Genomic DNA, 24,082 nt, shown 5'->3' on the forward strand with positions numbered 1-24,082 from the left:
ATGAAAATTCAAAGTTCAAATATAACCGCCGTTAATACAAACATGTCATCGGTCCAGCAGAAGGCTCAGCTTTCAGCCGAGGCTTTACAGTCAAAATCTGTTGAATCTGGCCCATCATTTTCACAGAGAATTTCTGATGGTTTGAATGGAGTTTCTCAGGCGCAAAACACCGCTTCACAACTGGCGCGAGACTATGAACTTGGGACTGAAAATGATTTATCTAAGGTTATGATTAATCAACAAATTTCGTCAGTTGGCTTTCAACTAACGCTTAATATCCGTAACAAAGCGTTAAGCGCTTATAAAGACATAATGAATATGCCGGTATAAGGCAGACAGGGTAAGAATCATGGCAAATACAGATCAAATGGTTAGCATTGAAACTACCGAAGTCGGTTCAAGAAATATGCTGACCTCGTCCAAGAATGCTATGGTCAATATTCGTGAGGCTATAGATCAACCTAGTTTTCGACGCGCATTTCCAACAATTTTGGCGGCTCTGACTGCCGTGGCTGCTGCAATAGTATTTGTATCCATGCGTGAACCGAATATGACCACATTGTACGCCTCTGTATCCGACGCGGACAAATCAAAGATTTATGAATCTTTGAAAAATATGGGAATGGATGTAGAGCTTGATCCAGCCACCGGTGAGGTTTTAATACCAACTAATGATTATCACCAAGCCCGAATATCATTAGCTGCTCAAGGTCTTCCAGAATATTCAGCCAATGGCTTTGAAGATATTGATAATCTACCGCTGGGTGTCTCCCGGTCTGTTGAAACGATGAAGTTGAAAAAAGTTCAAGAAAACGAACTTTCAAGATCTATAGCTGAGATTAGTAGCGTTCAGGCTGCGCGCGTCCATTTGGCCTTGCCGGAAAAATCTGTATTCATTCGCAATCAAACAGCGCCTACAGCTTCGGTGTTTGTTACTCTAAAAAATGGACGGCAGCTTGACCAAACTCAGGTCAGGGCGATCACTAACTTGGTCGCGTCGTCGATTCCAGGAATGGGACAAAGTGGTGTATCCATAATTGATCAATCTGGCCGCTTATTGTCTTATTCTCCTGATAATCCGGATGAAATTATGGCTGACAGTCAGCTCGCATACAGGATGAGACTTGAAGGCATTTATAGGTCTCGGATACAAAGCTTGGTTGCGCCAATCGTTGGCGCGTCGAATGTTAATGCGCAAGTAAATTTAGAAATTGATTTTACGCGCCGTGAAACTTCGCAAGAATTAGTTGATCCAAAGGACTCTGCCATCTTGAGTGAACAGAGCTCTTTGAATGTGACAGCAAAAAAAGATGCGGTAGGTATTCCTGGCGCAATTTCTAATCAGCCTCCAGCAGAGGCTGAAATAGAGACTGCAGCCGGGCGTGCTAGCAAGGGTGCGGATGGCGAGGTAGCGAATAATGAATTTGAAACTAAATCTTCAACCGAATTAAAAAATTATGAGGTTAGTCGTAAGTTTGAAACTGTGACAACACCTTCCAACACTATTTCTAGGATTGATGCTGCGGTGTTGGTTAGAGACCGAAAAGTGATCGACCCAGATACAGGAGAGATTACATATGAACCTATTTCAGAAAAAATTAAAAATGAAATGGAGCAATTAATTGCCAGTGCCATCGGAATAAAAACTGAGCGCGGTGATAGTCTAACAATTACATCGCAGCTGTTTAATGAAGAAATTTTTGGTGAGCAAATTGACTGGTATGAAACTACTTGGTTTAAATCAACAATTGAAAAAACTTTGATTGTATTACTGCTAGGGTTTGTGTCTCTCGGTGTCGTACGTCCCATGCTATCAAGAATTTTAGTCCCTACTTCAAGTACTAACTCGGTTATGGAATTATATGCTGAGGCGGAGACAATGGCGGATTTAGCTACGCAACGCGTAGAAGCCACTAAAGCCGTTGAGGTGGATGAGGGAGAAACCCTGGAGGGTATAAAAGCAAAACTGAAGCCTAAAAAGAAGAGTGGGATTTCAGCTGACCTTCTAGATACAGCTAATACATATGATGATAAGGTTGCGTTAGTTCGAATGATTGTAGCCGATGAAGCCGGGCGCGTAGCTAACGTCTTTAAGCAGTTGATGCGGAATGATCTTAATTTGCTTTAATAGGAGTGGAAAATGGCTGAAGAAGTATCAGACATCGAAAAATTAGCAGAACTCTCTGGTACTGAGAAATCTGCCATCCTCATGATGCTTCTTGGCGAAGAGGAAGCGGCGCAAGTTTTGCAAAACTTGACTCCTAAAGAGGTTCAGCACTTGGGTACTGCGATGTATTCCGTGGCTGGGGTCGATCAAACTACTGTTAATATGGTTCTGGATGAATTTCTCGAAACTATTAAAAAGCAAACAGGCTTGGGTTTAGGTGCCGGACGTTACATTGAAAATGTTATGGTTCGTGCGTTGGGTGAAGATAAAGCTCAGTCTGTATTAGGACGCATTACTCCAGCAAGTTCAGAGTCAGCGATTGATATTTTAGATTGGATGGATGCTCGTGCAATTTCTGAGTTGATAATAGATGAGCATCCCCAAATTAAGGCCCTGATTATTTCTTACTTAGATTTTGGTTTAGGAGCAGATGTCCTAACTCTGTTGCCGGACGAAATCCAAGCGGATATCGTTAGGCGCATTGCAACAATTGAGACAGTTGAACCTGGCGCTGTAAAAGAATTAGAGCGAGTTATGAAAGAAAAATTTGCTGCAAACACCTCTCTTCGAGCGTCCAAAATTGGTGGCGTAAAAGCTGCTGCCAAAATTATGAACTTTACAAAAACAGAAATGGAAACACGTATTCTTACCTCTATCAAGAAAGAGGACAAAGACCTCATGGCTGAGATCCAGGATAATATGTTTGTGTTTGAGAACCTCTCAGGCTCTGATGATAGGTCTCTACAAACGCTTCTTAGATCTGTTGATCAAGATGTCTTGATTATTGCTATGAAGGGAGCAGAAACTGCGCTTCAAGATAAATTGTTGGGCTGTATGTCTACGCGTGCTGCTGCAAATATTCGTGATGAAATGGAGGCGTTGGGCCCTGTCCGACTAACTGAGGTACAAGAGGCTCAGAAACAAATTATCAACGTGGCTAGAAAACTTTCAGATGATGGCACAATTGTTCTTGCTGGTCGTGGCGGTGAGGAGATGGTTTAATGGAAATACCATCTAATACACCTGACGATGACGAGGGAGTTTTGAAAAATTCTGATTTAGTGGGTTTGCTTAGAGCAGCTAGCCTTACTGAGTTTCGACCTGATAATATTGCAGAGGAAAATGAGGAAAGGTTATTTAAGTCTAGCAGTCTTTTTGACTTGGTTCGTTCAAATCTTTTAGACAGCGACACAAATAATGAGTTTTTTAAACAGGAAAAGCACACCAACAGTCAAAATGATCTGTTGGATGATATCGAAAAACAACATCTTCACGAAACTTCCAACGCACAGGTTTCGGTTGGGGAAAAGAACTTTGCAACGGTTTCCGAAGGTGCTTTGGATGCGATAGATGATGCTATTGATCAAAAAATACATGGCCAGCATGCACGAAGATATTGTGCCTGGAAATTCTCATAAAATAAAGACTAAAGATTTTGATGACGAAACTGATCTGCAAGCTTCTAAAGAGGCTCTTTCAAACTTAGAATTAGTAGGTGAGGCGGAGGATACCTCTACTCAGATGCATTCTCGAGATGAAGACACCTATTTTGAAAAAAAAATTGAGGAATTTAAAGCAGATTTTACGAGCCAATTTGCCGAAAGAGAAGAAGAGCTCTCGAACGCCCTTCAGGCAATAATTGGTGCGTCCAATTTCATTGCTGATGAATTAGAAAAACAAATATCTGAATTTGTTTTGTCGTTGGCGTCAGGTCTTGCAGGTATGAGGATTGATGAAATTCCGGCTCCATTTAGCAAAAAAATTTCAGAGGCAGCAAAACAAATAGCTGGAAATGATGATGAGGTGAAAGTGTATTTGAATTCTAAAGATTTTGAGATTTTGACTGCAATAAACTTTGATGATGGCTTGCAATATACATTTCATGCAAAAGAAAATTTGAAACGGGGAGAGTTCGAAGTCTTAAGTGCCAAATCATCGGCACGTGTTTCATTGTTCGATCTCGCGGTTGGAGATTAATCTAAAATGCCGAGTAATAATGAAAAATATCAAACTCATGGCCAGAAATCTATGCTTGAAAGGACGTTTATTGGCGTGAAGAAACGCGTTTCTGTGACTGACAACATTGAATTTAGTGGTACGGTGGTCTCCTTTGACGGACAGGTGATCGAAAGTAGTCAATTTCCAGCTTCAATTGGCTCGGAATGCATTATTGAATCAAAATTTGGAGCCTCATCAAAGGGAGCTATTGTCGGCTTTAGGGATAATAAAAACATAATTTTCCAATACGAAAAATCTTCAGAAATTTTAAGCGGTGACAAAGTTACTGCTTCTTTTGGACTGAAAGAAATTGAAGTTGGGCCGAACCTTTTGGGTCGTGTAATTGACGGGCTGGGTCACCCACTTGATGGGCAAGGATCAATTGATGCGGAGGAGCGTTATCCAGTAGAAGGAAAAGTTGTAAATCCATTCGATCGAGGGGAAATCACAGAAGTTTTTGATGTTGGAATTAAAAGTATAAATGCTGTGACATCCATTGGCCGTGGACAAAGAATGGGCATTGTCGCTGGCTCTGGCGTTGGTAAGTCGGTTCTTTTGAGTATGATTACCCGATGTGCAGAAGCGGACGTTATTGTAGTTGGTCTAATTGGAGAGAGAGGAAGAGAATTAGCTTCGTTTTCTAAAGAAATTACAAGCTCGCATTCAAAGCACAAGGTTATCATTGTTGCAGTGCCTGCAGACCGATCCGCGCTTCTCCGGCTACAGGGCGCTAAGAGGGCTACAAGCATTGCAGAGTACTTTCGCGACCAAGGTAAAAATGTTTTGCTGATTTTAGATTCTCTAACCCGCGTAGCTCATGCACAAAGAGAAATCGGATTGTCTTTGGGAGAGCAACCGACGGCTAGAGGGTATCCTCCATCTGTAATTTCATTAATACCTGAACTAATTGAGCGAACTGGAGCTGGCATATATTCAGTGGGCTCAATCACGTCTATCTATACTATTCTCGCTGATGGCGATGATACTGTTTCAGACCCAATCGTTGATAATGCTAGAGCAATTTTGGACGGTCATATAGTTTTGTCAAGAAAACTTGCCCAGCAGGGAGTTTATCCAGCGATTGATGTTGGTAATTCTGTGAGTAGATTGATGGATGAATTGTGTAGTGAAAAACATTTACAAAATGCACGTAAGTTAAGGAAATTGGTATCTATATATCAAGAAAACCAAGATCTTCTCTTAATGGGGGGATACGTCCAAGGTCAGGATTCAGACCTTGATTTGGCAGTCCAATTATGGCCGAAAATCGTTGGCTTTTTGCAACAAAACCAAGCTGAAAATTTTTCATTCGTACAAACTGAGCGCTTGCTCTCAACGTTATTCGAGTAATTGTGGCATGGCTAAGTATAAGATTTTTGACCTAATGTACCGGCACGGTAAAACTAAAAAATTAAAAACTCAGTTTGAATTGAGTAGTATGAACGAAAATATAGAGAAAATTCGTAAACTAGAAACTGATTTAACCTTTAATATCGAGGAGACAGTAGAGCCGGGTGTCGTGCAAACTAGTCATCGAGTTTTGATTAATAGTAAACTTCGTGAAAAAATGATTAGTCAGAAAGAAATCGTGGGAAACAAAATTGAATTTCTTATAACTGAAAAAATACATTTGCAAAAATTAGTATCTTCACACGAACGTAAAAATAGAAAAATTTTAGAAAAATTGAATGAATTGAACGCAGAAGAGCGTAGAGAAAAAGAATTAAAAGAGTTTGATCGAGATATACTCTTTCAAAAAAAGTAATTGGTACAAAATTTGCAATTCCGTCTGTGAAGAGGTTTGGAGTATTTCGGATGAGTATTGCTTTTAGTGGTGGTGTTGGGTCAGCCCATGGCGATTTACAATTAGGGTCGAAAAATGCTTCAGGTGGGCAGGGCGAGGGTCTCTTTGAAGTTTTCTCTATGATGCTAGATTCTTTAAATGATGAGCAGTCCGAAGGGTTGTTTGACAATAAACAGATTAATATCAGCCTTGGTGAACTAGGCGGGAAGCTTGGCAGCGAACTGTCACCACAAGATCTTCTCTCTCAAGTAATCGATAATGAGTTCATAAAATTTGATAATACTGTGGAAAGCTTGTTGAGGAACATGGATTAGACGGACTTATTGGCCATCTAGAAAACGGTGGGAATATATTAGCTAACCTTGATTTAAGCGCGACAGCCTCGTTTGTAGATTCTAGACTCAATTTGGTTACTAATGATATTGTACTATGATATTAAGCATCCCCCAAAACTATTCTGGGTTCAATTTATCATCTTTGGAAAAACTCTTAGTTGCGATTGATCTGGCCGATGGAGAGACAACTGGTGTGGAATTGAGTGGTGATACATTTAAAGACTATAAAATCGAGCCAGCTCTTAACGAGATGATACCCGGAGCTGCCATATCATCAGAAGAGAGCTTGACAGCTTTGACCGATCTACCGCTGGGTGCGGCTGTCCCACCTGAGCTAGATAATTCCCAGACCAAGAGTTTGATGGCGTTGACGGATCCACTGCAGGGTGCAGCTGTTCCACTTGAGTTGGATAGTTCCCAGGACAAGAGTTTGATGGCGTTGACGGATCTACTGCAGGGTGCAGCTGTTCCACTTGAGCTAGATGTTTCCCAAGCGTCTTCGATATTTTTTGATATCAGAGACTTGAAGGCAAGTTTACAGGGCGATGATTTAAACGGCACCTTAAAAAATTCTGAAGCAATAGCTTCTGGCGAAATTCTTGTACCACAAGTGGTGCCTATTGAGATTGAGAATACGCAGGTGCGGCCAGAGACTTTTGATAAGTTTATTTCTGTAAAAGTTGATTTGTTGGATGCTCAAGGCGGTTTAGGGCCCGTTGAAGTATACGATTTTAATTTACAAAAAGACGAATTTTCCTCACAGGGTTTGATTGGTGTTACACGTGCTGTTGAGATCGACCCTAGCGTTGATTCACGATCCAAATTGCTTGTAGTTTTGGCCATACCTGAAGAAACTACTCTAGAAAATTTGCCAGACTTTGTAAGGTTCCAAATTAGTTTAGCTAGAGAAAACTACAGTGGCGTTGTGCAAGATCACGGTATGGCCCTACAGCAGCAAGCGTTAATGCCGGATGCTTCGATCAACGAAGTAGATGACACTGTCCAGTCCATTAGGGAGCTCGTTCGAACACTGAGCGAAATGTCGACAGCCTCCTCCCATACCACTCAAATAGTTTTGCAAACTAATGCTGTTGGAAGGGAAGCAGCGAGTTATGTATCTAATGTTGGGGCAGCTCAGCAAGATAACTTTGTGGAACTGCAATCAATCTGATATCCAGAATAAGTTTAATAATTTGACTCAAAATAAGTTAATTTTAGATCAAGAAGTCCAACATATTTCTGGGATGGTTGATAGAAAATATGACAATATGGCCGCTAGTATTTTCGCGATAGAACGTGAAGTAAAATCGTTTTTAGATTCTAAAAATGACAAAATAGTTTTTTTAAATGAGGGAGTGGATGAAAATCTAATCGAATTTAAAAATACGTCTAAGCCTTTTAATCCGAAATCTTTTCTTGAAGCCGCAGAGGCTCTGAGAATGACATCTGTTGCAAGGGTACAGTTCGAAGCGCCTACTGGTTCATCGGCCAGAGTGGGTTTGATTTCTGGAGAAGGTATCAACCTAACCACTCCCTCAAATGAAAAACTTAGCTATCAGATTGCGTCTCAAACTGGATCGTTAGCCCGTTCAAGCGGATCAGCGCCAAACCTAACTAATAATATTTCATTGTATGATGCCCAATATGCGTCCAAAATAAGTATGCTGGTCGTTGACAAGGTTCTGAGTGGAAATGAAAATTTTGAAATTAACCTTGAGCCGGAGAGCTTCGGAAAAATTAAGGTCAATATTTCAATGGATAAGCAGTCAATTGATATTCGAATGTTTGCTGAAACCCAGGCTGCGGCAAGTATTTTACGCGCGAACGAAGACTCTTTGTTACAAATTACAAGTCAAAATGGTATGAAACTTGCGGGGTTCTCAGTCGGAATGCAAAGCGGCGCTGACCAGCAAAAACAGAATGCAAATCAAAGCCGAAACAAGGCTGCAGGCATAGAAAAAAGCGCTTTAGAGCGTTCCACAACACTAAACACCCAGACTGCTAGTTCTTATAGAACACCAACCGGTTTGAACCTGATTGCTTAGGATGAGATAATGGCTGAAGAAGCTCCAAAACGAAAAATTAACTTCACAAAAATTGCCATGTTTGGATTAGGCCCAGTTTTATTACTGGGAATAGGTGTTGGTGCGGGCGCTTTTTTATTCATGCCCACTCAAACGCCAATTGAACAGGTGGAAGAGCTGATTGAGAAAAAACTTAAGCAGGCGGGACAATTGCCCAGTGCTGATGGGCTTGATGAAGAAAATCTAGAGCCTCAAAAGGTTTCAAAAGAGACGCCCGTGAATGAGACATTTGTGACCAGTTACTATACTTTTGCTGATAACTTTACGACTAACTTAAATAAATCAAAGCAATTTTTGCAAGTTAGTGTAGGAGTATCTACACAATATGATGAAACAGTAATTGAAAATGTTGAAAAACACCAAATGGCTCTTCGGTCTGAAGTTCTGGGTGTTATAGGTACTTATTCCGTCGATGATATTGATGGTAAAATTGGTAGGGATAATCTTGCCAATAGCATTAAGGACGCAATCAATGTAAAGTTGCTGGATCTTGAGGGCTTTGGCGGTGTCGAAGGAGTTCACTTCACGTCCTTTGTGCTCCAATAAGAGGCCAAATTTAAATGGTTGGTTCTAGAAAACTTTCAAATGATGAAGTTGAGGCTCTCCTTGGCGGGCTTGATGCCGCTGCCAAACAGGAAGATACGAGTGCGGTTTTTGATACAACTGCGGTTAGAGAATTTGATTTTGGTTCAGAAGATCTTTCGCTTCTTGGTGACTATTACGCACTTAGAATGGTCAACGAAAAAATCTGCAGATTTACACGGTCAGTATTTTTGCCAATGTTGCGAATTATGCCTCGGATCTCGTCGTTTCCTCCGGAAGTGAAATCGTTTGATGAGTATGTTGAAAGCTGTGACAACTTTGTAAGTGTGACAACTAATAGACTAGACGAGTTGAGAGGTAATTCTCTTTTGGTAGTGCAGTCTTCATTTATCTCAATTTTGACTAATTCATATTATGGTGGTTCAAAAATTAAAGCTTTGCACCAAAATAAAGGAGAATTTACGGCGACTGAACAGCGTATTATCCAAATAATTACTGATGGAATGAACCGGGCCATGGAGAACGCATGGAAGGACCTGTTTGTCACGAGTTTTGAGCCATTGTCTCGAGAAGAAAATATCCAATTTGTCTCGTTTGTTGATGGTGTAGATACTGTTATTGTGTGTTCATTTATGGTACAAATGCCAGACGCAGAACCGGCGAGCTTTGACGTTTTATATCCTCTACAAACTTTAAAACCAATATCTTCGCAATTAAGATCACGAGTTCAAAATGAATTTGCACAAGACGATCGCACTTGGAAAGAAAAATTAGAGCAGGCAGTTTTATCCATAAACCTGCCTTTGTCAGCTGAATTGACTAATAGTAAAGCGAATTTAGGACGTCTCCTGAAAAGTACTGTGGGTGATGAGTTTCCTATTTCCATGCCCGAAAACATTACGATCAAGGTATCTGGCGAGCCCGTCTACAAAGCAGAAATTGGGAAACTGGGCGCCAATGCTGCTGTTTCAATGACTAAAAGAATTTCACTGAAAAAGGACAAGGAAAATGGCTGAAGATATAAAGGCTGATGACGCTAATAAAAAACACGTTGGTATCGAAAACTTAAAGGTATTAGAAAATATTGATGTAGAATTGACTGTAGAGGTCGGACGTACTGAAATTACGATCCGTGACTTGCTGAGATTAAATGAAGGTTCTGTTGTTGAATTGGACAGATTAGCCGGAGATCCTCTCGATATATTGGTAAATAATACCAAAATTGCGAAGGGTGAAGTCGTTATGATTGGAGAACGGTTTGGTATCCGTTTTGGTGAAATTGTGGATCCGGAAAAAAGAATGGAAAGTATTTAACACTCTTCTAGATTCAAAGAAATGACAATCAAAGTTTTATATTTTAAGTATATGATATAATTATATATTATCAGAATGGTATCTATTTTGCTACGCTTGGGTAGGGAGTAGGTAAATGCCAGATTTTGACTTAAGTAAAATTGCTGTGGTACTGATATTTTTGTCCATACTTGTAGCTACACAAGTTGTGGTGAAGCGCTCAAAATTCTTCCGAGTAAAATTGGATAAGTCTAACAACAGCGCAATTAAAATAGTTAACACTGTAGCGGTATCAAAATTTTCTTCAGCTACAGTTATAGAGTGCGCAGGTTCATTGTTCCTTGTGGTTTCGAATAGAAATGGATCCCCGGCGATAGCCGAATTACCCAAGATACAACAAAATACGCTTACTTCTGAGCTTCAACCGGAGCTCATGGGTAAATGAAACTTTTTTCCCTCAAGATCATTCTCCATCTCGTTTTTAGCTTAATGGCATCATCTGCATTTGGGCAGGATGGTAGCGTGTTAGGTATGCCAGCTTTGACTTCGAGTATTGGCGAAAATGGTGAATCGACTTATTCTCTTTCTCTGCAAATTCTTGTTTTAATGACTGTACTGACTGTTGTTCCGTCAATTGTTTTGGGAATGACTGCGTTTACCAGGGTAATAATAGTGTTATCTATTTTACGGCAGGCGTTGGGTACTCAACAAACGCCACCGAACCAAGTTCTAATTGCGATTGCACTTTTCATTACTTTTTACGTCATGAGCCCAATTTTTGAGGTAATTTATGAGACTGCGTTGAACCCCTACCTAGAGGGTACAAAATCTGCCCAGTTAGCTTTGGCTTCGGCCACTGACCTATTAAAAGAATTCATGGTTGCTAATACTCGCTCAGATACTATGAATATGTTTGCCGAGATGGCGGGTGAGGGGCCTTTTGAAAACACTCAAGCCATTCCGCTTTCTATTGTTTTACCGTCATTCATTACATCTGAGTTGAAAACGGCTTTTGAGATTGGGTTTTTAATTTTCTTACCATTTCTGGTAATCGATATCGTTATTGCATCCATTCTTATGTCCCTAGGTATGATGATGTTGTCGCCTATGTTGATTTCTTTGCCATTCAAGTTGTTGCTGTTTGTATTGGTTGACGGGTGGGCCATGACGATTGGATCACTTTCATCAACATTTGTTGTGGGCTAGCGATATGGTTTTTGATCAAAATGTTCAGTATCTTAGTATGGCTTTTTGGCAAATTGTTGTGGTTGCTGGTCCTATCTTGCTCGTGGCGCTATCGGTTGGTCTATTCATAGGCTTAATTCAAGCAGCTACGTCCATTAATGAAATGACTCTCAGCTTTGTGCCTAAACTTTTCATCGTGTTAATGGCTATGTCTTTAATGGCTACTTTCACAATTACTCAAATGACCGATTATTTTAGTTATATTTTTGACGAAATATCCAGGAAAGGTCTCTAGTTTGTTACCAATAGTTAATGAATTAGGGGCTCTTCCTGGACTGGAGTTACAAGAGCTTTTTACCTTTTTGGTTTTAATACTGATAGCGTCGTTACGAGTTGGTGCGTTCTTGGTTTCAGCGCCGTTTTTTGGGGGTAGGATGGTGCCACTGCAAATCAGAATTGTGTTTTCATTTTGTTTGGGCTTTTGGATACTAGGGACTCTTCAATTTCCGCAGCAGAGTGTTTTAGTGGGTCCCAAATTAATTTTGATTGTAATGCAGGAGATATTCATTGGCCTTACAGTCGGCTTAGTTCTCAATATCTGCTTTGCTGCTGTGAGCTTGGCTGGTGAAAAAATTGCTGCAACTTCTGGTTTGGCTTTTGCGTCTCAAGTTGATCCAACTGGCGGTGGTCAGTCTCCAGTAATAAGCCAAATTTTTATGTTATTTCTCATAGTAGTGTTTTTCTCAGTTAATGGGCATTTGATAGTTTTAGGATTAATATATAAAAGCTTCACGCTTTATCCATTGGGCCAATTAGTAAATTATGGTGACTTGATCGCTGCTGGTCTGTCGGCAAGCGATATATTGTTTCGGTCGGCTGCAATCATTGTCTTGCCCATTGTCATCGTCTTGCTGTTTGTGAACATAGCAATTGGTTTTATTACAAAATCTGCACCGCAGCTTAACCTATTTTCCTTTGGGTTTCCAATGACCCTCATTGGCGCTTTTTTGATATTATTCTATTCAGTTGATGCGATTTCTTTCGCGTTTAAGGATTTAATTCAGTTAATCATTGATCTTTTGATGTCATTTCTTCTCGAGAAAACTGATGGCTGAACAAAATAATAGCCAAGAAAAGACGTTAGATCCAACTCAAAAGCGTTTGGAAAAAGCTAGGGAGGATGGTGACATCCTCTCATCGAAAGAAATGTTTGTCTTTGGTTCAAGTTTTATGGGTTTAATTATTTTATTTTGTTTGGGAATGGTGGCTAGGAACGTTCTTTCGAATTGGGCGTCTTTATTTCGCTGGAACCATTCCGAACACTTGAGTGTTCTGCGCATATTTAACTCTGAAGCTGCATTTGGTCTAGCATTAGGTGGTGCAGCTATTTTTGCCTTTCCCATCTTTACTGCCGTAATACTCACTCAATTTTTTGTTGCTGGATCCATCAATTTTTCTAGTAAGGCAATGTCGTTTAAGCCGAGTCGAATTAATCCCCTTAGTGGATTGAAACGGATTTTTTCAGTCAAAGGCCTAGTCGAGCTCACTAAGTCAATAATGAAGATTATATTTCTGATATCAGTGACGGGGGCTATAATTTGGGTGTCTTTGCCAAAATTATTATACTTGAGTAGTTCATCCTTAAGCGATGGTCTTACTGTATTTCATCAAACTTTGATGTCTTTAGTTGGTGGTTTGGTCGTAGTGTTGGCTTTTATTGCCTTGGGCGATTTCCTCTGGAGTCGTCATGAGTGGATGCAGAAGTTGCGTATGAACCGTCAAGATATGAAGGATGAATCAAAAGATAGTGAAGGGTCACCGGAAGTTAAATCTCGAATAAGGCGACTTCAGATGGAGGCTAGCCAAAAAGCGTCTGAGAGAGCTCAGGCAATTGAAAATGTAAGTGATGCTACGGTAATTATTACGAACCCTACTCATTTCGCAGTTGCATTAAAATATCAGCCAGAAAACCGGGACACTCCCTATATAATTGCGATGGGTAAAGGGCCGATGGCGCTACGCATTATAGATGAAGCTGACAAAGCGAATATCAGCCGTGTGCGTAGCCCATTATTGGCTAGAGCTCTCTTTTTTACTGGTGATATTGGGGTAGATGTAGCGGAAGATCTGTTCTCAGCTGTTGCCTCCGTTTTAGCTTATGTGCTTCAGTTGGAGCGTGGTACAAACCCATCCTTCGAAGATCCAAATATACCTGCCGATCTTCTGTTTGATGAATTTGGTTCGAAAATTTGAAGTCGAGGAAAAAATTATGGCGCAGCGTAAAAGATCTACCGGTGAATTAATATCCTCAATCACTTTTTTTGGAGCATCTATTTGGTTGGTTTTTGAGGCGAAGCTGTTCTTAGAGGGAGGCGAGACCCTCAAAGGCATAATTGTATACGTTGGAGCCTTTTTATCGTTTTTGGCAGCTTTTAGATTTAAGATACAAAGATTAATACTTCGACTGCGAGATGCGATATGGCCAAAATAACATGTTCCAACTGCTTTTACTTTTTTGTAACCCACGACAAAAAACGGCCGTGGGGTTGTAAAAAGTTCAATTTTAAGTCGAAATCCCTACCCAGCCAGTCAGTTCTCATAACTACTGGCACAGATTGTGCTTACCATAGTCTGAAATCCAGTGCAGCACTGACCAAAAGGTTTTGAGAGATGGCAGCTAAAACAACAGAAAAAGATAATATTCAGGATAGTATTCAAGTTGCATTGGACGCTGCGGATACTGCGGCTGGAGTAACTGAAGAGTTTCATAACCTCAGAGAGCAATTTGAAGTTGTAAATATCCAAGCCAAAAGAATCTACAATTCAGTAATGATTGTTTTTATAAGTTCAATTGTAGCTGGGCTTGTGTCTCTGGGCGCGGCCTCATTGATGTACTATAAGGCCCTCGGAACATTGAAAACTAATTCCAATGTTTCTATAGAAGCGCTAGCTATTTTTACTGAAAATGTCGCCAAATTGGACAAATCCATCCAGCTAATTGAATCCAATACTGAAAATCAAGAACTGATTAAGTCGACTCTTGTTGACCTAGAGGCAGCCGCGAAGCAATCCATAGATGACATTACAGGTGCTGAAGTGAAATATTCCAAGGCGGTGAAGCTCACCATTCAGGAAGTTCAGGGACTGATACAGCAATTTGCGACGACCACATTGGAGAGTATTGAATCACGAACCCAGCAAACCCAAGGCCAGCTAGCGCAACAGATGTCAAACATGGAGAAATTTTTTGTTCAGGCAGATACTTCAAAAGAGGGCGATGATAAGAGGGGTGATAGTATTGTAACTTACAAACAGTTTCAGGCTCTTGAAAACAAAGTTGATCAATTGATCATGTTACAAAAAGACCTCGTAGCCAAAATTTTTGAGATGAACCAAGCCGCGAAAGTTGCAGCTAAGAAAAAAGCAGTTGCTAAAAAAGTGACGCGGAAGCCTGCTCCTAATCCACTTAAATTCCCATGAGTGAGGAGGTAAATAGAGACGGTGAGCAGATTGATGACACTGAGGAGGTTGTAGTAAACGAGGCAGATAAGCAGGGCTTCCTGCTCAAGATTGCAACTGGTGGAATAACTGTCCAAGATTATGTCAAACGTCTAGAAGAAAATGATATTCTAATTGCGATTGATGGCAAGCCATACTTGGATGGTCCGCAGCGATTGAGAAGTACTTTTCTTCAAGAGCATGATGAAGAATCTAAGTGGCTTTTGACGTTCTATCGTGACGGCATAGTGTTCGATATTCTTATTGATCACCCTATTAAGAGTGCATTTGGATACGCCACTGAAAAAGAAACAGAATTTGTTCTGGATGCGTTCAAAAAACATACCTTTGGTGATTTTCAGAGCTACGAAAACTACGAAATTTACAGAGATAAAAATGGGAAATGTGATATTTTAAGTTTCTCTCCAGACCCGTTGGCTTGGATGATCCCACCATTATGGTTACTTAAGTACAGACTTTTCCCACCACTTGCTGCGGTGGCCGTAGTATATTTAATAACTTTTGTTATTAATATCTACTTGTTCATTGCCACTGCGATAGTTCTAGCAATCTATATTAACCGTGCCCAAAATAATTTGATGCGTTCATTTACTATGTTTGATGATAAATACCATTATATGACTATTGCTGGCACCAATGAGCAAGAAGTCAGTTTGTTGGTGAAAAGAATAGACCCGAAAAACAAGATTAGGTATGAAAAGAACGTCATAAAAAAACGTGTCGAAGTTAAGAAAACTATTGCAAAAGAAATTGAAGATTCAAGTTCTTAAAATATTAAACATGAAACATTAAGGTGTGCAGAGCGTATCTTTTTCACTATTTCATTCCAAATTTTTTGCAACAGCATGCTTGGTAAATTTTAGGGAGTCAGTGCACCTAATAGTGGCGCGATCCTTAAAAACATGAACACTTATGAATGCCGGTTCATTGAAGCCAGTTAATATATATTAAATCTTTGCTAAGCGATTTTTTAGTGAATTTATTACAGCATTCCGGATAATGTGTTCTGACGTTTGCGCATGAATGAAGCTGGAATATTTTGTACTTTTCTATATTTTGCAACTGTGCGGCGGGCCACGTTTATGCCGCTGGACTTTAGGGTTTCTACGATTTCATCGTCGCTTATCGGGCTCTGTGGTTGTTCGTTTTCAATTAATTTTCTAATTTTGAACTTTACTGCGGCCGAAGATTGTGAGCTCTGGTCGTCATTCAACTGCAAACTTACGCTGAAAAAAGATTTCAGTTCTAGAGTGCCCTGTGGGGTTTCCATGAGAGACCCTGTGGTCACCCGACTAATTGTGCTCTCATGCATGTCGACCGCTTCAGCAACATCACGTAGGATCATGGGCTGAATATAGCTTGGCCCTTTCTCTAGAAATGCTGTTTGTCTCTTAGCAATCTCAGCGCCTACGCGAAGCATCGTGTCGTTTCGCTTTTGCAAAGCATTTTTTAACCAATTTGCCTCAGCTATTTTTTCTTTGATGAATTCTTTTTGTTCAGCGTCCATTTTGGATTTTCGAACAGTTTTTGCATATGTCTTGTCAATGACAACGCTTGGAAGTGTGGACTTGTTGAGTGTCACAAGCCAGCCGTCATCCTTTTTTGTAATTTTTAAGTCTGGCTCTCGTATGTTGATTGCCTCCGAAGAAAATTGAAGGCCGGGCTTGGGATCGAAGCTTTTTATCACTCTTAATTTTTCGGCAAGTTCTTCGTCATTACAGCCGCAGCGACGTTTAAGTAAATCAAACTTACCACTACCCAGTAGATGTAAATTGTCTAAAATACTTTCGAGCATCTCGTCCAGCAGTGCTTTATCTTTGGCTTGTAACTTCAGGCATTCTGCCAAAGTTCTCGCAAACAAACCAGCAGGCTCGATCATCTGTAAGGTGTCTAGCACATCTTCAACGACGTTCAGGTCTACCAAAGTTTGGATGGCCACATTTTTCGCAGTCACATCCACCCAGCCAGTGGGCTCCAATTCCTCTAAGAATTTGTAGGCTACAATTTGCTCTTGCTGAGTGAAACCCAGGCTCTCTATGTAGTCCCCGCAGTGTACATAAAGTGATTTATCATGTGATTTTAGTAACTGCACAGGATCAAAATCGCTTTGTTCTTTTGACACAGTGCTCTTAGTTTTAAAGCTGTCGCCAGTTTCAAATTGGTTTTCTATTTCGGTTTTTGTTTTTTGTTTTTCTGTGCCAAATGGGGTATCTTCTAAGGTCTTTTGCTGTTGAGAGAGTTTCAGCTCTTGCATCACTTGCACTTGTGTTTTTTTCGCGAGCAATTTTATCATTCAATTCGACAAAGGGATTAACAGCGAAGTTCTCTTCTATGTATTCGTTGACCTCTAGGTTCGTCATTTGTAGCAACTTAATCGCTTGCTGTACTTGAGCCGTTAGCGTCAGTCCCTGACGCTGTCCCATGTTAATGCTGAAATCAAGTTTCATTGCTCATCTCCTTTGGTAACTAAGATTAGCAGCGTCTTGCCGAGATGCCAAAAAATCAATTTGACACCTTTCAAGTGTCGATATTTTGACAAGCAGTGAAGTAGATTAAGAAATAAGCTCCTAAACATATATCAACGCCCGTCGTTACTTTCCCTGAGGGCTTTGCAGCCCAGTTCGTAACTAGGAGAATTGCTATGACAAGTATTAATGCAGGTGGAGCCTTTTACCGAGTTCAAAACTCGCTCAATGAAAATTCGGAAAATGTTTCGAAAAGTATGCAGCGTCTTGCGAGCGGCAGGCAAAATATTGCTCCGGGTGACCGCTCTGCGTCAGTTGCCGTAGCCTATGGCATGCAGGCCGAAATGGCATCGATAAAAGTAGGCTTACAAAACGCTACAGAAGTTCTTCAGGTTATGGAGATGGCTAATAACGATCTTGGTATTTTGAATGATTTGATGGTGCGTCTCGAGGAACTGCATGCACTGGGAACGAATGGGCTTAATTCGACTCAAGACACTGCTGCTATTTTAGCGGAAGCAACCGATATTCTCACGGAATACGCTGCAGTAACAACAAGGGCCACTTGGAAAGGGAATACTGTATTTGGGGGTGCTAAAACTGTTGCATTTGGACGAAACACTGGTACTGCTACCACAGTGAATGCTGGTACAGCTCCCGCTACTGACCGTTACCGCGGCCCACATATCGACTGGACACGCTACTGGTACTTCCGCTCATGGCGACTGACAAAGGCAGCTGGATGCTGCCATTGTAGAAAGTGGCAACGTATATAACCAAGTCTCTAATAAAATTTCGCATTTATCTAGCCTAAACGCTGGTTACGCCTTGGATGTGGCTTCTAAAATGGATGTAGACTTTGCTGGTGAAACCACTGAGTTGGCGAAGGGGCAAATTCTTGGCTCAAGCTGGTACAGCAATGCTTGCTCAGGCGAATGCGCAGGGTCAGGGAATGCTGGCATTGATCCAATCCTAGATTAAGAGCTGTCTCAGATTCTGGTAAAAATTGAATAATTTTAGGCGGCCGAAACACAATTCCGGCCGCTTTTTCTTGCCTTAAATTCAATATAGATTAGTCTGTCTCGGGGGGGGGCGGAATTATGGCTGAAGAAGCGGAACAAACTTCGGATCCTGCTGAAGACGATGCGGCTCCAGAGGAAGAGTTGCTGAGGCGAGGTTGAAATTCGGTCCGAGCAGGAGCAACAAAAATTTGAATCGGACTTTGCCCTAAAGATGGTAGACACTTTAGTGGCCATCAACGAACAACAGATTTCTAGTTATGAATTGCCAAATAGATTTTTCACGACTGACGAGTTAAATTGTTTTGGCTTTTTCTCGAACTCAGTGCCAGTTAACCCTTTACCGGCAGTTTATCCTGAAAATGGGTTTCTCTTGTTTAGAGGAGTTCCAGTGCCTAAATCTGTGAATCTCACGTCTGCAAGTTTGGAAGAAATTGAAAAAAGTATTAAGTCGTCCATATCCGAAGAGGCGCTAGGTCAGCAGTTGTCAGACTTAGGCTCAGACATGATAAATGCGTATCAAATTGCAACTCAAATATATAATGATCGTGTGGAAAAAATTCGAATTTCGTATTTGGCAAATGTTAAAAATGCTAAGTCACAAGTGATGGAAATATCAGCGGCAGTTGTCTGTGCCTTTGTAATTATTTTGACTTTATTAAACCTTTCATAAAAACAATCAAAAGGCCGTAATTAGTCTGCTGATACCAGCAGAACTGGCAGTGATTGGTATGGGAAAAATCTTGAGTATGAGTGGCCCGTCATAAAATTTACTGACCAGAACATTTTGGGGTTGAGTGTATTTTTATCGCTAGTCCAGTAAGCTTCAGGAGAAATTTTCGGGAAATATTTTGAATTTATTTTGGGTGTAGTGCACTCTTCGCATATGAGGCTCTCCAGCTCTTGACGGGTTGGCAGCCTCCAGTTGCCTCCAAGTTGTCGTTTTGCTTCGCTTGTGGCATACTCGACTTGAGCATGGTCAAGTTTAACGATGTCGCCAGTACAGGTGTCGAGTGCTGGATCCCATGCTTGCCCAACCGAGCAGCGAAGCCACGTTGTGCCTGATTGCAGATCTTTTACAGTGTGTTGCCTCGCCATGAATTGAGCTGAAGCTTGGCTGGTGAGGTAAATTGCAAAAACAACGAACCCAATAAAACCTCTGTACATGGCTATACTTTCTAATCTGAATTGGAGAACCCAACAGGTGACTGGTGATTTATTTTCATAAGACTTATATAGAATGGTACAAATCTTGTATACTCGTATGAGCATGGGGAGACATTAACATGGATATTGCAGCATTACTTGGCTTTGTCGGTGCCGTTGGGATGATACTTGCCGCGATGATTGCAGGTGGAGGTGTAGCACCTTTTGTGGACAATCAATCTATTTTGATCGTGTTTGGTGGCTCGTTCTTCGCTGTCATGTACACCGCCCCGATGCCAACCTTTTTAGCTAGTTTTAAAGCCATGGGGAAATGCTTCAAACCCGGCTTGCCCAAGCTCGATGAGACGGTCGAGCGCATGGTTGAGCTTGCAGGTATGGCGAGAAAGGACGGAATGATGGCTCTAGAAGGTCAACCAGTCCCGGATAAATTTTTCGAAAAAGGAATGCAAATGTTGGTGGATGGGGCCGACGAGCAGAAACTGATTAAACAAATGAATTCCGAGATCGCATCCATGAAGGGCAGGCACGCCGAAACTACCGGATGCATAACAAGCTGGGTTGATATCGCGCCAGCGATGGGCATGATCGGTACGCTTATTGGCCTAGTTTTGATGTTGGGGAATATGGGGGATCCAAAATCGATTGGTCCAGCTATGGCTGTTGCTCTTTTGACAACACTCTATGGAGCCTTTGTTGCTAACGTAATGTTTATGCCAATGGCAAAAAAATTAGAGGGTTTTACCGAATTCGAAATTAATTATCGTAAGTTTGTATTGGAGGGTTTGCGTGGAATTGCTCGGAGCGATAGCCCTAGAAATATTCAAGATCAAATGGCCGCAACATTACCACCTAAACTTCAAGCTAAATTTGAAATTGCGGCATAGTTGAAGGCGGATTAACGAATCATGGCTGAAGAAGCTCTCAACGAAGAAGATCAGGACGAACCGGATTGTCCTAAGTGCCCTCCACCCGGTGCACCTGCGTGGATGGCAACATTTGCTGATATGGCAACATTGTTGATGGCTTTCTTCGTTCTTATCCTATCATTCGCCGAATTTAACGTTCCAAAATTTAAACAAATTTCAGGTTCACTTCGTGAAGCATTTGGTGTTCAGAAAGTGGTTCCTGTTGTGGAACAACCAAAAGGGACCACAGTAATTTCACTGAACTTTAGCCCCAACCCCACTCCAGCTGTAACTGAAACTCTCCGCCAACAGACGACTGAACTTCAAAAGCCTGAATTGGAGTTGCAAACTAAATTAGAAGATTCTCCTGAGGGTGGCGAGGCAGATAAGAAAAAAGACTCTGACTTTGATGGCGCTGGCGGTGAAAGTGATGCGTCCCTTGATGCTACAGAATTGGCCAAGCAGTTACAGAAAGCTATTGATAGCGGGGAGGTGCAAATAGAAACTCTCGGCGAAAATGTTGTGATTAATTTTCCGAAGGAAGAGTTGGATCCAGAAGAAATTAAAAGCATGATCCAGGAGACGATGAACGCGCTTGCTGAAGCCCGGCAGGCTGCCGGGGCCTCAGAAAGTGAAGTTCTTTTTGGCGGCTTAGAAGCCGAACTCCAAGAATTAGCGGCATCTCTCGAGGAGAGTTTTCCCGAGAATGGAACTGATCAGGGTGGATCATCTCAGCAAGAGAGCGAAAAACTGCAGAATGCCTCTAAGGCTACAGAAGAGTTGACCGTGGCTCTGCAAGAGCAAATCGACCAGGGATTGATCGACATTGAACAGCGCGAGGGCAGCGTCTTTATATCCGTCGGCGCTGGTGGTGCATTCCCATCTGGGACTGCAGACTTAACTGGCGACGCGCAGGCAATTCTAGACCGCATTGCGCTTACGGCAATGAGCCCTGAAAGTAAGATTACTGTTACGGGCCACACGGATGACGTACCAATTTCGAATGGGAAGTTTAGGGACAATTGGGATCTTGCTGCGGCGCGGGCTGCAAGCGTAGTCCAGACGATTGAGGAAACAGGTTTAGTGTCAGGTGGTCGGATGTCGGCAGTCAGTAAAGGAGAAACAGATCCTGTTGCGGATAATGTGACTGCTGAGGGCCGTGAAGAAAATCGTAGAATTGAAATTGAAATTTCGTATTGATCTAAGTTTTTTGCTGAGTTGGTCGTTTATTACTAGGAGAGTCTTTTATGAGCCAGACGATTAGCAACGACTACGTGAGCATGATTAACAAGAGTGGCTCAGGATATAATATTCCTGAAATTGTTGATGCGATTGTTGATGCTGCGATTGTGCCGGTAAAAGAAGTTGTAACTGCCCAGAAAGAGAAGGTAGAAACTTCGATTTCAGGTATGGGCACACTTAAATCCAGCATGTCTGCGACGCAGACGCTCGTAAATTCGATGAGTTCAGGTTCCCACTTCACTCTCAAACAATCACCAAATTCCAATTTTATGCGTTCCACTGTTGTGGACCAAGCATTGCTTACAGAAGGCCTTAATACATTCGAAAACGTTGAGATTGCTAAGCCACAGATATGGCGAGCAGGATGGCGAAACTGATTTAAATAGAACTGTCACTGATCAAACTATAACAATAGAATTTGGAACGAATGGTGCAAATGACAATGGATGGTCGGCATCAAGCCCCGCACGTTCCGAGCAGGTTGTTTTGTCTGGAGACACTTTATCCTCCGCGGTCACTAAATTAAACAATGTCACAGGATTAAAGGCTGAATTTGTGCAGCTTTCCTCCAACTCAAGTAATTATTCAGTGGTTTTGACTAGTGAGACTGGAGTAAAAAATGGTTTTCAAGATGACGAATAACGCATCTACAGGATGGAAGACTGCAGCCGGTGGCACAGGTGACTTCTTTCAAGCAGGCTGTAGACGCTACCTTTGATTTAAACGGTCAAAGCTATTCGCGTTCGAGTAACAAAATTTCAGATATTATTGCAGGTGTGGAAGTAGAGCTTTTATCCAGAAGGCCGCAAGCCCAGTCCACTACCATAACAAAGTCTTCAGAAAACATTCAGAAAACTGTAGAAACATTGATTGCAGACCTTAACGCCTATAAATCTGATCTAAATAAACTTGGCTTTATTGATGAAGTTGGTGACGAAAATGGTGAGTTAGCTCACAGTTCGTTTCTTAGGAATGCAAAAAGAAAACTTACCAATTTTATGACGGCACCCATTGCAGGTTTCGGTGATAACAATATCTATTTCGTAGATTTCGGAATAAAGACGGCAAAGGATGGATCGTATGTATTCGATCAAACCAGTTTTGATCGCACGTTTACTAATTCACCTGAAAAATTTGATGCACTGACAGAAGATAAGGCCTATGCGAGTGACCCGGATGTCTTTGTATATGCAACTGCAGACTCAGCTGTTCCAGCAGGCAAGCACACTTTCACAGATTCTAACGATAGGCTTAGTTATGGAGCTAGCTCGGTAAAGATCTAACTTTTACTGGTCCTAGCTCTGGTAAATATAACTTTTCTACATCTGATTACCCTGGTTTTTTGTTCCAAGCCTCAAGTTCGACTCCTGGCGATCTGGCGATCTATGTTGGCCGAAGTGCGAAAACAAAATTACTTAATTTCTTTTCAGATGCGCTCGCGACTGCAGGAAACCTTGATGCTACTGTCGATCTTTACAAAGAGCGGGCGTCCTCGCTAGACGCAAGATTAGCAAAAATTGATCAACGGGAAGCGCTCCTTCAGGCGCAGTATACAAAACAATTTTCTGAAATGGAGAAAGTGGTCAACACGTCGACATCATCATCAGACTATGTCACCCAACTGGTAGACGGCTGGAATAAATCTTAAGTAAATTAAAGGCCATATTTCTTTATTTTTTCTATTAAAGTCGTGCGCTGTAAGTGGAGATCTTTAGCAGCTTCACTCGTGTTACCCGCGTTTCTTTCGAGCGCTTTTTCAATTAGAACGATCTCCACATCTCTGAGAAGTCTCCTAACATCAACACTGTTGGAGCTGTCAAACAGCCTTGAGAAATCTTTTGCTGTTGGTGGCGCACGTTCGTCAGCTTCATGGCCGCGTTCCGCGCCACCCAACTCGTCAAGTACGCTCCAAATATTTTCATTTTCTTCAACATGGTCAAAAAATGCATTTTGATTAAACCCAAGTAGGGTCTGGGTAACTTGTTCTCGATTGATGCTTTGACCAGGAAAAAACACTTTCGCCCGCTCCAGAATATTTCGTAGCTCTCTAATATTGCCTGGCCATTCATATGTGGTGAGCGCTTCAAATCCACTCTTGTCAAAGCCAAACGGGGCTTCGTTTGCACTGACATATGAATTGTCTTTGAGAAAGTGGGTAACTATTTCTGGTATGTCATCCAAGCGTTCTCGCAGGGTTGGCACTTGGATTGGAAAGACATTTAGCCGAAATAGCAAATCCTCACGGAATTTATTTTGTTTTACTAATTCTTCCAGGTCTTTATGCGTCGCGCATACCACTCTTACGTCTAATTGTATGTCTGCTCGTCCACCCACTCTTGTAACAATGGAATTTTCT

General features: G+C 41.5%; 31 protein-coding genes. 28 read left to right on the top strand and 3 right to left on the bottom strand.

All coding sequences use genetic code 11. The features are described 5' to 3' along the window. From fliE to ABLW18_RS04055, 20 genes are all read left to right on the top strand, one after another. Positions 1-330: a flagellar hook-basal body complex protein FliE gene (gene fliE, locus ABLW18_RS03960; protein WP_347823563.1), complete on the top strand. Its 330-nt coding sequence runs from the start codon at positions 1-3 to the stop codon at positions 328-330. Positions 331-349: 19 nt separating this feature from the next. Continuing rightward, positions 350-2,128 carry a flagellar basal-body MS-ring/collar protein FliF gene (gene fliF / locus ABLW18_RS03965; RefSeq protein ID WP_347823564.1) on the top strand — a complete coding sequence of 593 codons (1,779 nt, stop codon included), beginning with the start codon at positions 350-352 and terminating at the stop codon, positions 2,126-2,128. Between the two features lie 12 nt (positions 2,129-2,140). Further along, positions 2,141-3,169: a flagellar motor switch protein FliG gene (gene fliG, locus ABLW18_RS03970; protein ID WP_347823565.1), complete on the top strand. Its 1,029-nt coding sequence runs from the start codon at positions 2,141-2,143 to the stop codon at positions 3,167-3,169. Then, positions 3,169-3,585 (top strand): hypothetical protein, encoded by a 417-nt coding sequence (locus tag ABLW18_RS03975; protein ID WP_347823566.1) that lies wholly within the window; start codon positions 3,169-3,171, stop codon positions 3,583-3,585. The genes fliG and ABLW18_RS03975 overlap by 1 nt, the downstream gene beginning before the upstream one ends. Continuing rightward, entirely contained in the window at positions 3,518-4,144 is a 627-nt protein-coding gene (locus ABLW18_RS03980; protein ID WP_347823567.1) for a FliH/SctL family protein, read from the top strand. Before ABLW18_RS03975 ends, ABLW18_RS03980 begins: the two co-directional genes overlap by 68 nt. Before the next feature lie 6 nt (positions 4,145-4,150). Continuing rightward, positions 4,151-5,515, top strand: coding sequence for a FliI/YscN family ATPase (locus ABLW18_RS03985; RefSeq protein ID WP_347823568.1), 1,365 nt, complete (start codon positions 4,151-4,153; stop codon positions 5,513-5,515). A 7-nt stretch (positions 5,516-5,522) separates the two neighbouring features. After that, a complete protein-coding gene (locus ABLW18_RS03990; RefSeq protein ID WP_347823569.1) occupies positions 5,523-5,930 on the top strand; it encodes a hypothetical protein in 408 nt (135 codons plus the stop codon). 50 nt (positions 5,931-5,980) lie between these two features. After that, positions 5,981-6,283 (top strand): hypothetical protein, encoded by a 303-nt coding sequence (locus tag ABLW18_RS03995; protein WP_347823570.1) that lies wholly within the window; start codon positions 5,981-5,983, stop codon positions 6,281-6,283. A 115-nt stretch (positions 6,284-6,398) separates the two neighbouring features. Next, positions 6,399-7,475, top strand: coding sequence for a hypothetical protein (locus ABLW18_RS04000; RefSeq protein ID WP_347823571.1), 1,077 nt, complete (start codon positions 6,399-6,401; stop codon positions 7,473-7,475). After that, positions 7,417-8,349 (top strand): flagellar hook-length control protein FliK, encoded by a 933-nt coding sequence (locus ABLW18_RS04005; RefSeq protein WP_347823572.1) that lies wholly within the window; start codon positions 7,417-7,419, stop codon positions 8,347-8,349. Before ABLW18_RS04000 ends, ABLW18_RS04005 begins: the two co-directional genes overlap by 59 nt. 9 nt (positions 8,350-8,358) lie before the next feature. After that, positions 8,359-8,934: a flagellar basal body-associated FliL family protein gene (locus ABLW18_RS04010; protein WP_347823573.1), complete on the top strand. Its 576-nt coding sequence runs from the start codon at positions 8,359-8,361 to the stop codon at positions 8,932-8,934. Between the two features lie 14 nt (positions 8,935-8,948). Further along, positions 8,949-9,947: a flagellar motor switch protein FliM gene (fliM, locus tag ABLW18_RS04015; protein WP_347823574.1), complete on the top strand. Its 999-nt coding sequence runs from the start codon at positions 8,949-8,951 to the stop codon at positions 9,945-9,947. Continuing rightward, complete coding sequence (gene fliN / locus ABLW18_RS04020) at positions 9,940-10,245, top strand: flagellar motor switch protein FliN (protein ID WP_347823575.1); 306 nt, start codon at positions 9,940-9,942, stop codon at positions 10,243-10,245. The genes fliM and fliN overlap by 8 nt, the downstream gene beginning before the upstream one ends. 115 nt (positions 10,246-10,360) lie before the next feature. After that, positions 10,361-10,669, top strand: a complete 309-nt coding sequence (locus ABLW18_RS04025; RefSeq protein ID WP_347823576.1) for a hypothetical protein — start codon at positions 10,361-10,363, stop codon at positions 10,667-10,669. Between the two features lie 44 nt (positions 10,670-10,713). Continuing rightward, positions 10,714-11,430 carry a flagellar type III secretion system pore protein FliP gene (fliP, locus tag ABLW18_RS04030; protein ID WP_271509362.1) on the top strand — a complete coding sequence of 239 codons (717 nt, stop codon included), beginning with the start codon at positions 10,714-10,716 and terminating at the stop codon, positions 11,428-11,430. Between the two features lie 4 nt (positions 11,431-11,434). Then, positions 11,435-11,704, top strand: a complete 270-nt coding sequence (locus ABLW18_RS04035) for a flagellar biosynthetic protein FliQ (RefSeq protein ID WP_271500052.1) — start codon at positions 11,435-11,437, stop codon at positions 11,702-11,704. Further along, positions 11,676-12,524: a flagellar biosynthetic protein FliR gene (fliR, locus tag ABLW18_RS04040; RefSeq protein ID WP_347823577.1), complete on the top strand. Its 849-nt coding sequence runs from the start codon at positions 11,676-11,678 to the stop codon at positions 12,522-12,524. Before ABLW18_RS04035 ends, fliR begins: the two co-directional genes overlap by 29 nt. Further along, positions 12,517-13,662 (top strand): EscU/YscU/HrcU family type III secretion system export apparatus switch protein, encoded by a 1,146-nt coding sequence (locus tag ABLW18_RS04045; RefSeq protein WP_347823578.1) that lies wholly within the window; start codon positions 12,517-12,519, stop codon positions 13,660-13,662. The genes fliR and ABLW18_RS04045 overlap by 8 nt, the downstream gene beginning before the upstream one ends. Before the next feature lie 417 nt (positions 13,663-14,079). Further along, positions 14,080-14,889, top strand: coding sequence for a hypothetical protein (locus ABLW18_RS04050; protein ID WP_347823579.1), 810 nt, complete (start codon positions 14,080-14,082; stop codon positions 14,887-14,889). Then, positions 14,886-15,698 carry a hypothetical protein gene (locus tag ABLW18_RS04055; protein WP_347823580.1) on the top strand — a complete coding sequence of 271 codons (813 nt, stop codon included), beginning with the start codon at positions 14,886-14,888 and terminating at the stop codon, positions 15,696-15,698. Before ABLW18_RS04050 ends, ABLW18_RS04055 begins: the two co-directional genes overlap by 4 nt. A 212-nt stretch (positions 15,699-15,910) precedes the next feature. Here ABLW18_RS04055 and rpoN read toward each other — a convergent pair whose 3' ends face one another. Together rpoN and ABLW18_RS04065 are read right to left on the bottom strand one after the other, a co-directional pair. Continuing rightward, a complete protein-coding gene (rpoN, locus tag ABLW18_RS04060) occupies positions 15,911-17,182 on the bottom strand; it encodes an RNA polymerase factor sigma-54 (RefSeq protein ID WP_347823581.1) in 1,272 nt (423 codons plus the stop codon). Beyond that, entirely contained in the window at positions 17,082-17,375 is a 294-nt protein-coding gene (locus tag ABLW18_RS04065) for a hypothetical protein (RefSeq protein WP_347823582.1), read from the bottom strand. The genes rpoN and ABLW18_RS04065 overlap by 101 nt, the downstream gene beginning before the upstream one ends. 194 nt (positions 17,376-17,569) lie before the next feature. Here ABLW18_RS04065 and ABLW18_RS04070 point away from each other — a divergent pair, with 194 nt between their 5' ends. The 8 genes from ABLW18_RS04070 (at position 17,570) to ABLW18_RS04105 (ending at position 23,374) form a co-directional block, all read left to right on the top strand. Next, the gene (locus tag ABLW18_RS04070; RefSeq protein WP_347823583.1) at positions 17,570-18,169 is read left to right on the top strand and encodes a hypothetical protein; all 600 of its coding nucleotides are present in this window, start codon (positions 17,570-17,572) and stop codon (positions 18,167-18,169) included. 70 nt (positions 18,170-18,239) lie between these two features. Further along, complete coding sequence (locus ABLW18_RS04075) at positions 18,240-18,374, top strand: hypothetical protein (RefSeq protein WP_347823584.1); 135 nt, start codon at positions 18,240-18,242, stop codon at positions 18,372-18,374. A 252-nt stretch (positions 18,375-18,626) separates the two neighbouring features. Next, positions 18,627-19,085 (top strand): hypothetical protein, encoded by a 459-nt coding sequence (locus tag ABLW18_RS04080; protein WP_347823585.1) that lies wholly within the window; start codon positions 18,627-18,629, stop codon positions 19,083-19,085. Positions 19,086-19,698: 613 nt separating this feature from the next. Continuing rightward, a complete protein-coding gene (locus ABLW18_RS04085) occupies positions 19,699-20,463 on the top strand; it encodes a MotA/TolQ/ExbB proton channel family protein (protein ID WP_347823586.1) in 765 nt (254 codons plus the stop codon). Positions 20,464-20,484: 21 nt separating this feature from the next. Further along, complete coding sequence (locus tag ABLW18_RS04090; protein WP_347823587.1) at positions 20,485-21,684, top strand: OmpA family protein; 1,200 nt, start codon at positions 20,485-20,487, stop codon at positions 21,682-21,684. 47 nt (positions 21,685-21,731) lie between these two features. After that, positions 21,732-22,103: a flagellar cap protein FliD N-terminal domain-containing protein gene (locus ABLW18_RS04095; protein ID WP_347823588.1), complete on the top strand. Its 372-nt coding sequence runs from the start codon at positions 21,732-21,734 to the stop codon at positions 22,101-22,103. 294 nt (positions 22,104-22,397) lie between these two features. Beyond that, the gene (gene fliD / locus ABLW18_RS04100; RefSeq protein WP_347823589.1) at positions 22,398-23,009 is read left to right on the top strand and encodes a flagellar filament capping protein FliD; all 612 of its coding nucleotides are present in this window, start codon (positions 22,398-22,400) and stop codon (positions 23,007-23,009) included. A gap of 59 nt (positions 23,010-23,068) precedes the next feature. Continuing rightward, on the top strand, positions 23,069-23,374 hold the full coding sequence (locus ABLW18_RS04105; RefSeq protein ID WP_347823590.1) for a hypothetical protein: 306 nt from the start codon (positions 23,069-23,071) through the stop codon (positions 23,372-23,374). A gap of 5 nt (positions 23,375-23,379) precedes the next feature. Here ABLW18_RS04105 and ABLW18_RS04110 read toward each other — a convergent pair whose 3' ends face one another. Then, entirely contained in the window at positions 23,380-24,072 is a 693-nt protein-coding gene (locus ABLW18_RS04110) for a sigma 54-interacting transcriptional regulator (RefSeq protein WP_347823819.1), read from the bottom strand. Between the last annotated feature and the right edge of the window lie 10 nt (positions 24,073-24,082).

Origin of the sequence: uncultured Planktomarina sp. (assembly GCA_943788425.1) — a bacterium.
Classification (GTDB): domain Bacteria; phylum Pseudomonadota; class Alphaproteobacteria; order Rhodobacterales; family Rhodobacteraceae; genus Planktomarina.

What these genes read in the sequence shown, in the direction of transcription:
- ABLW18_RS04005 (WP_347823572.1), top strand. Translation starts at nt 7,417, where the DNA reads ATGTATCTAATGTTGGGGCAGCTCAGCAAGATAACTTTGTGGAACTGC.
- ABLW18_RS03985 (WP_347823568.1), top strand. Translation starts at nt 4,151, where the DNA reads ATGCCGAGTAATAATGAAAAATATCAAACTCATGGCCAGAAATCTATG.
- rpoN (WP_347823581.1), bottom strand. Translation starts at nt 17,182, where the DNA reads ATGCAAGAGCTGAAACTCTCTCAACAGCAAAAGACCTTAGAAGATACC.
- ABLW18_RS04050 (WP_347823579.1), top strand. Translation starts at nt 14,080, where the DNA reads ATGGCAGCTAAAACAACAGAAAAAGATAATATTCAGGATAGTATTCAA.
- ABLW18_RS04045 (WP_347823578.1), top strand. Translation starts at nt 12,517, where the DNA reads ATGGCTGAACAAAATAATAGCCAAGAAAAGACGTTAGATCCAACTCAA.
- fliM (WP_347823574.1), top strand. Translation starts at nt 8,949, where the DNA reads ATGGTTGGTTCTAGAAAACTTTCAAATGATGAAGTTGAGGCTCTCCTT.
- ABLW18_RS04080 (WP_347823585.1), top strand. Translation starts at nt 18,627, where the DNA reads ATGGTAGACACTTTAGTGGCCATCAACGAACAACAGATTTCTAGTTAT.
- ABLW18_RS03990 (WP_347823569.1), top strand. Translation starts at nt 5,523, where the DNA reads ATGGCTAAGTATAAGATTTTTGACCTAATGTACCGGCACGGTAAAACT.
- ABLW18_RS04095 (WP_347823588.1), top strand. Translation starts at nt 21,732, where the DNA reads ATGAGCCAGACGATTAGCAACGACTACGTGAGCATGATTAACAAGAGT.
- fliP (WP_271509362.1), top strand. Translation starts at nt 10,714, where the DNA reads ATGGCATCATCTGCATTTGGGCAGGATGGTAGCGTGTTAGGTATGCCA.
- ABLW18_RS04070 (WP_347823583.1), top strand. Translation starts at nt 17,570, where the DNA reads ATGACAAGTATTAATGCAGGTGGAGCCTTTTACCGAGTTCAAAACTCG.
- ABLW18_RS04090 (WP_347823587.1), top strand. Translation starts at nt 20,485, where the DNA reads ATGGCTGAAGAAGCTCTCAACGAAGAAGATCAGGACGAACCGGATTGT.
- ABLW18_RS04055 (WP_347823580.1), top strand. Translation starts at nt 14,886, where the DNA reads ATGAGTGAGGAGGTAAATAGAGACGGTGAGCAGATTGATGACACTGAG.
- ABLW18_RS04010 (WP_347823573.1), top strand. Translation starts at nt 8,359, where the DNA reads ATGGCTGAAGAAGCTCCAAAACGAAAAATTAACTTCACAAAAATTGCC.
- ABLW18_RS04025 (WP_347823576.1), top strand. Translation starts at nt 10,361, where the DNA reads ATGCCAGATTTTGACTTAAGTAAAATTGCTGTGGTACTGATATTTTTG.
- ABLW18_RS04065 (WP_347823582.1), bottom strand. Translation starts at nt 17,375, where the DNA reads ATGAAACTTGATTTCAGCATTAACATGGGACAGCGTCAGGGACTGACG.
- ABLW18_RS04035 (WP_271500052.1), top strand. Translation starts at nt 11,435, where the DNA reads ATGGTTTTTGATCAAAATGTTCAGTATCTTAGTATGGCTTTTTGGCAA.
- ABLW18_RS04085 (WP_347823586.1), top strand. Translation starts at nt 19,699, where the DNA reads ATGGATATTGCAGCATTACTTGGCTTTGTCGGTGCCGTTGGGATGATA.
- ABLW18_RS03995 (WP_347823570.1), top strand. Translation starts at nt 5,981, where the DNA reads ATGAGTATTGCTTTTAGTGGTGGTGTTGGGTCAGCCCATGGCGATTTA.
- ABLW18_RS03980 (WP_347823567.1), top strand. Translation starts at nt 3,518, where the DNA reads ATGATGCTATTGATCAAAAAATACATGGCCAGCATGCACGAAGATATT.
- ABLW18_RS03975 (WP_347823566.1), top strand. Translation starts at nt 3,169, where the DNA reads ATGGAAATACCATCTAATACACCTGACGATGACGAGGGAGTTTTGAAA.
- fliG (WP_347823565.1), top strand. Translation starts at nt 2,141, where the DNA reads ATGGCTGAAGAAGTATCAGACATCGAAAAATTAGCAGAACTCTCTGGT.
- fliN (WP_347823575.1), top strand. Translation starts at nt 9,940, where the DNA reads ATGGCTGAAGATATAAAGGCTGATGACGCTAATAAAAAACACGTTGGT.
- ABLW18_RS04075 (WP_347823584.1), top strand. Translation starts at nt 18,240, where the DNA reads ATGGATGTAGACTTTGCTGGTGAAACCACTGAGTTGGCGAAGGGGCAA.
- fliE (WP_347823563.1), top strand. Translation starts at nt 1, where the DNA reads ATGAAAATTCAAAGTTCAAATATAACCGCCGTTAATACAAACATGTCA.
- fliF (WP_347823564.1), top strand. Translation starts at nt 350, where the DNA reads ATGGCAAATACAGATCAAATGGTTAGCATTGAAACTACCGAAGTCGGT.
- ABLW18_RS04000 (WP_347823571.1), top strand. Translation starts at nt 6,399, where the DNA reads ATGATATTAAGCATCCCCCAAAACTATTCTGGGTTCAATTTATCATCT.